At 75.4% G+C, this 5,956-nt stretch carries 5 protein-coding genes and 1 pseudogene; 1 reads left to right on the top strand and 5 read right to left on the bottom strand.

The genetic code is table 11. The features are described 5' to 3' along the window. The 5 genes and pseudogenes from NWP09_RS11100 to lysA form a co-directional block, all read right to left on the bottom strand. Nucleotides 1-211, bottom strand: a pseudogene (locus NWP09_RS11100) (hypothetical protein); the annotation flags it as partial. 152 nt (nucleotides 212-363) lie between these two features. Further along, nucleotides 364-1,344 carry a homoserine kinase gene (gene thrB / locus NWP09_RS11095; RefSeq protein WP_258275575.1) on the bottom strand — a complete coding sequence of 327 codons (981 nt, stop codon included), beginning with the start codon at nucleotides 1,342-1,344 and terminating at the stop codon, nucleotides 364-366. A 32-nt stretch (nucleotides 1,345-1,376) separates the two neighbouring features. Continuing rightward, entirely contained in the window at nucleotides 1,377-2,468 is a 1,092-nt protein-coding gene (gene thrC, locus NWP09_RS11090; protein ID WP_258275574.1) for a threonine synthase, read from the bottom strand. Nucleotides 2,469-2,480: 12 nt separating this feature from the next. Then, nucleotides 2,481-3,785, bottom strand: a complete 1,305-nt coding sequence (locus NWP09_RS11085) for a homoserine dehydrogenase (RefSeq protein WP_258275573.1) — start codon at nucleotides 3,783-3,785, stop codon at nucleotides 2,481-2,483. Further along, nucleotides 3,782-5,218, bottom strand: coding sequence for a diaminopimelate decarboxylase (gene lysA / locus NWP09_RS11080; protein WP_258275572.1), 1,437 nt, complete (start codon nucleotides 5,216-5,218; stop codon nucleotides 3,782-3,784). Before lysA ends, NWP09_RS11085 begins: the two co-directional genes overlap by 4 nt. A gap of 347 nt (nucleotides 5,219-5,565) precedes the next feature. On the opposite strand from lysA, the gene NWP09_RS11075 reads away from it, so the two are divergent. Further along, nucleotides 5,566-5,956 (top strand): DNA-3-methyladenine glycosylase (locus tag NWP09_RS11075; RefSeq protein WP_258275571.1); only part of this gene is annotated, 391 nt, incomplete at its 3' end.

Genomic DNA, 5,956 nt, shown 5'->3' with positions numbered 1-5,956 from the left:
GGGCGGCCTGGCCGGTCGCGGCCTCGTCGGACGCGGGCTGCTCGGCAGCGACGGCGGCGCGGGCGGTGACGGTCGAGGTCGTGGCGCGGCGTGAGCGGCGCTTCGGCGCGGCGGTCTCGGCGGCCGCCTCGGTCGCGGGCGCGGCGTCGGCCTGCGACGGGGCGGTGGTGGTCGGTGCGGCGGTGTCGGCCGCGGGAGAGCTGTCGGTCATCTCGCTCGTCATGTGCGAGGGCTCCTTCGATGTCGGCCCGCGCGCGATGCTCGCGGGCGTGGGACCAGGACTCGCGCTGCGCTCACGGCCGGTGCGGTCGACGGGCGCTCAGAATGCGCGAGAGGTGGAGTCTGGATCTCCCCGTGGCGCGGCTATGCCGCGGCGCCGGTGGGGACGGGCTCCACTGTACCACCGCGGATGTCGACGGCCAGCAGGCGCGCACGCCACGCGCCCATCGCCCCGCCCGAGCGCTCCTCGACGAGCCGCGCGGCCTCGAGCCGCGCCGCCGGGTCGGAGGCGAGCACGAGCACCGAGGGGCCGGCGCCCGAGACGACGGCCGCGTGGCCGGCGGCGCGCAGCTCGGCGACGAGCGCGCTCGTGTCGGGCATCGCGCTCGCGCGGTAGGCCTGGTGGAGGCGGTCCTCGGTCGCATCGAGCAGCAGCTCCGGGCTCTGCGTGAGCGCCGCGACCAGCAGCGCCGAGCGCGACAGGTTGAAGACCGCGTCGGCATGCGGCACCGCGTCGGGCTGCAGGCTGCGCGCGAGCTTCGTCGACATCGTCGCCTCCGGCACCGCGACGAGCAGCGAGACGCCGCGGTGCACGGCGAGCTGCTTGTGACGCGGGCCCGTCTCGTCGACCCACGCGATCGTGAGGCCCCCGAAGATCGCGGGCGCGACGTTGTCGGGGTGGCCCTCGAGCTCGGTCGCGAAGCGCAGCACGTCCTCGTCCGAGACGTCGACGATGCCCTCGAGCAGCCCCTTCGCCGCGAGCACGCCCGAGACGATCGCGGCGCCGGAGGAGCCGAGGCCGCGGCCGTGCGGGATGCTGTTGGTCGCCACGATCCGGAGGCCCGGCGCGGCGATGCCGACGCGGTCGAACACGTGCAGCACGGAGCGCGCGACGAGGTTCGACTCGTCGGTCGGCACGGCGTCGCCGCCCTCGCCCGCCGTGGCGCCCACGCCGGAGACGTCGACCGCGATGCCCGACTCGGTCGCGGTGACCTCGAGCTCGTCGTGCACGTTGAGGGCGAGGCCGAGGGTGTCGAAGCCGGGGCCGAGGTTCGCGCTCGTCGCGGGGACGCGCACGCGCACGGCGCGGCCCACGGGCACGACCGGGCCCGGCGCATCCGCCATGCCCGCCTCGTCGACCGGCAGATCGGCGCCGCTCACGCGAGGCCCAGCATCTGCGCGACCTGCGCCGTGTCGGCGTCGGCCGACTCGGGGCGCGCGTCGGAGCCGTCGTCGAGCTTGAGGCCCCACTGCGCGTCCTTGAGGCCGTGCCCAGTGACGGTGAGCGCGATCGTCGAACCGGCGGGGATCTGCCCCGCGGCGTGCCGCTCGAGGAGGCCCGCGACGGAGATCGCGGATGCGGGCTCGACGAACACGCCCGTCGACGAGGCGAGGAGGCGCTGCGCGCGGAGGATCGCGGCGTCGTCGATCGCGCCGATGAAGCCCCCGGACTCGTCGCGCGCCGCGAGCGCCTGCTGCCACGACGCGGGGTTGCCGATGCGGATCGCGGTCGCGACCGTGTCGGGCTCGCGCACGACCTCGCCGCGCACGATCGGGGCGGCGCCAGCGGCCTGGAAGCCGAGCATCTGCGGGCGCTTCGTCGCCCAGCCGCTCGTCTCGGCGAGCGAGTAGCCGCGCCAGTAGCTCGTGATGTTGCCAGCGTTGCCGACCGGGATGCAGTGGATGTCGGGCGCGTCGCCCAGCACGTCGACGATCTCGAGCGCCGCGGTCTTCTGGCCCTCGATGCGGTCGTCGTTCACGGAGTTGACGAGGTGCACGGGGTAGCGCTCGGCGAGCTCCTTCGACACCTCGAGGCAGTCGTCGAAGTTGCCGCGGATCTGCACGATGCGCGCGCCGTGGACGACCGACTGGGCGAGCTTGCCCATCGCGATGTTGCCCTCCGGCACGAGCACGATCGCCTGGATGCCGGCCGCGGCGGCGTAGGCGGCGGCGGCGGCCGAGGTGTTGCCCGTCGAGGCGCACGCGATCGCCTTCGCGCCGCGCTCGACCGCGCGCGAGACGGCGACCGTCATGCCGCGGTCCTTGAACGAGCCTGTGGGGTTGAGGCCCTCGAACTTCACGAGCACGCGAGCGTCGGTCATCGCCGAGAGCGCCTTCGACTCGATGAGCGGGGTGCCGCCCTCGCCGAGCGTGACGACCGTCGACGCATCCGTCACGTCGAGCACGTCGGCCCACTCGCGCAGCACGCCGCGCCACTGGTTGCGGGTGCCCTGCAGCTGCTTCGCCATCTGTCCTGCCTCCTAGTCGATGAGCCGGATCACGCTGTCGATCCGCTCCACGTCGTGGTGCGCCTCGAGCGCGTCGAGCACGGCCGCGATGCGGGCCTCGCTCGCGGTGTGGGTGCCGAGCACGAGCGACGCCTCGCCGTCGGCGGGGTCCTGCCGCACCGACTCGACCGAGACGCCGTGCTCGGCGAAGAGCCCCGCGACGCCCGCGAGCACGCCGGGCCGGTCGACGACGGTGAGCGCGAGCTCGTGCCGCGCGAGCACGTCGCCGAACGGCGCGATCGCGAGATCGGCGTGCGTCGAGGGAGCGGCGCCGGGGCCGCCGAGCACGTGCCGGCGCGCGATCGAGACGAGGTCGCCGAGCACGGCCGAGGCCGTCTCGGGGCCGCCCGCGCCCGCGCCGTAGAACATGAGGTCGCCCGCCGACTCCGCCGTGACGAAGATCGCGTTCTTCGCCTCGCGCACGGCCGCGAGCGGATGCGTCGCCGGCAGCGAGACCGGATGCACGCGGGCCGAGACGCGGTCGCCCGAGGCGCTGCCGGAGCCGTCCTCGAGCCGCTCGCAGATCGCGACGAGCTTGAGCACCCGGCCGGTGCGCTCCGCCTGCTGCACCATCGCATCCGTCACCGCGGTGATGCCCTCGCGGTGCACGCACTCGGCGGGGACCTCGGTGTGGAACGCGAGCGACGCGAGGATCGTCGCCTTCGAGGCCGCGTCGTAGCCCTCGATGTCGGCGGTCGGGTCGGCCTCGGCGTAGCCGAGCTCGGTCGCGATCGCGAGCGCCTCCTCGAGCGTCGAGCCCTCGGTGTGCATGCGGTCGAGGATGAAGTTCGTGGTGCCGTTCACGATGCCCATGACCCGCATGACGCGGTCGCCCGCGAGCGATTGCTCGAGCGGGCGGATGATGGGGATCGCCCCGCCGACCGCGGCCTCGTAGTTCACCTGCGCGCCCACCGTCTCGGCGGCCTGGAAGAGCTCGGGCCCGTGCGCGGCGACGAGCGCCTTGTTCGCGGTGACGACGTCGGCGCCCGCGGCGAGCGCGTCGAGCAGCAGCGTGCGGGCCGGCTCGATGCCGCCGAGCAGCTCGACGACGATGTCGGCGCCCGCGACGAGCGTCGCGAGGTCGTCGGTGAGCAGCTCCTGCGGCAGCTCGACGTCGCGCTTCGCGTGCACGTCGCGCACGCCGATGCCGACGAGCTCGAGCGGCGCGCCCACGCGGGCGGCGAGCTCGTCGCGGTGCTCGAGCAGCAGGCGCGCGACCTGCGAGCCGACGCTGCCGGCGCCGAGCAGCGCGACGCGGAGGGATCGGTAGTGGTTCATGCGGATGCGGCTCCGGTCGTCTCGTCGTCGTCTCGCGCGGTGTCGGCGGGGGCCTGCACGAGCCCGGCGTCGCGCGAGAGCACGTCGTCGATCGACTCGCGGCGGATGAGCTCGCGCACCGCGCCATCGCGCACCGCGAGCACGGGCGGGCGGGGCGTCGCGTTGTAGTTCGAGGCGAGCGAGTGGCAGTAGGCGCCGGTCGCGGCGACCGCGAGCAGGTCGCCGGGCGCGACGTCGGCGGGCAGCCACTCGGCGTCGACGACGATGTCGCCCGACTCGCAGTGGTGGCCGGCGACGCGCGCGAGCGTGGGCTCGGCGTCGGAGGCGCGGTTCGCGAGCCGCGCGGAGTACTGGGCGCCGTAGAGGGCGGGCCGCGCGTTGTCGCTCATGCCGCCGTCGACGGCGACGTAGGTGCGCGCGCCGTCGGCGAGCTGCACGGGCTTGACGGTGCCGACCGTGTAGACGGTGACGCCCGCGGGGCCGACGATCCAGCGGCCGGGCTCGATCGCGATCCTGGGGACCGCGATGCCGAGCTCGCCCGCGGCGCCGCGCACCGCATCCGCGACCCGCGCCGCGATGCCCTCGATCGGCTCGGGCGTGTCGGCGGCGGTGTAGGCGATGCCGAAGCCGCCGCCGAGGTTGAGCTCGGGCAGCGGCGCCTCGCCGCTCAGCTCGGCGTGGAGCGCGAGCATGCGGCGGGCCGACTCGGCGAAGCCCGCGTGGTCGAAGATCTGCGAGCCGATGTGCGTGTGGAGGCCGACGAGCTCGAGGCCGGGCAGCTCGCGGATGCGCGCCACGACCGCGGGCGCCTCGGCGATCGGGATGCCGAACTTCTGGTCCTCGTGGCTCGTCGCGAGGAACTCGTGGGTCGACGCGTGCACGCCCACCGAGATGCGCAGCCGCACGCGCTGCACGCGCCCGGCGCGCTCGGCGGCCGCGCTGATGCGCTCGGCCTCGATCGGCGCGTCGACGATGAAGGTGCCGATGCCCGCGGTCACGCCCGCCTCGATCTCGGCGGGCGACTTGTTGTTGCCGTGGAAGCCGATGAGCTCGGGCGCGATGCCCGCGCGCAGGGCGATCGCGAGCTCGCCGCCCGTGCACACGTCGATGCGGAGGCCCTCGTCGCGCATCCAGCGGGCGACGTCGGCGGTCAGCAGCGCCTTGCCGGCGTAGTAGACGTCGACGCCGCTGCCGCCCGCGCTCTCGGCGAAGGCGGCCTCGAAGGCCTCGCGGATGCGCCGGGCCCGGTCGCGCACGACGGTCTCGTCGACGAGCAGGAAGGGGGTGCCGTGGGTCGACGCGACCTCGCGCACGTCGACGCCGCCGACGCGGAGGGCCCCGTCGACGCGCTCGGCGGAAGCGGGCCAGACGCCCTCGACGAGGGCGTTCGGGTCGCCCGCGTCTGGCAGGTGCGGGGCGAGCGGATGCGGCACGGGACTCCGTCTGGTGGGGTGCGGGGGGCCTGGCTGGCAGGCGGCGTCGGCGCTTGTGGCGCTCCCTCCATCCTAGGGAACGCCCGGGTGCCGCCCCGGAACGCGCCCTTGCCGCGGCACGACCGCCGCGCATCCGCCCGGCGCTCGGTGCACCGCGCGGGCGCGCTCCCGCGTCGTGCGCGACCCCTAAGGGCGGCGATCCTGACCGCCCCGCGCGTCCAACCGCCGCTCGGGGCATCCGGCCGCCACTGAGCAAGGACCAGCCACCGCGCCGTCACCCAGCAAGGACCAGCCGCGCCCTGCGCGCGCTCGATCCTCGCTCAGTGGCGCCCGGTACGGTGCGGATCGTGCCCACCCCTCCCCCGCACTGGTTCGAGCGCGACCCGCTGCAGCTCGCACCGCTGCTGCTCGGCGGCACGCTGCGGCGGGCGGATGCGTCGGGCGCGGTCGCCGTGCGCGTCACGGAGGTCGAGGCCTACCGGAGCAGCGACGACCCCGGCGCCCACACGTTCCGCGGGAGGACGGCGCGGAACGCGACGATGTTCGGGCCCGGCGGCCGCGTCTACTGCTACTTCACGTACGGCATGCACCACGCGGTGAACATCGTCGCGGGGCCCGAGGGCTCCGGCTGGGGCGTGCTCGTGCGCGCCGGCGAGGTGGTCGAGGGGCAGGCGCTCGCGCTCGAGCGCCGCTCGGCCCGCCGCGCGACCCGGCCGACCGGCGAGCTCGCCCGCGGCC

The sequence above is a fragment of the Agrococcus sp. HG114 genome (assembly GCF_024723325.1).
Taxonomy (GTDB): domain Bacteria; phylum Actinomycetota; class Actinomycetes; order Actinomycetales; family Microbacteriaceae; genus Agrococcus.
Note: the sequence above shows the minus strand (reverse complement) of the source record. Positions and strands in the feature narration are given on the sequence as shown.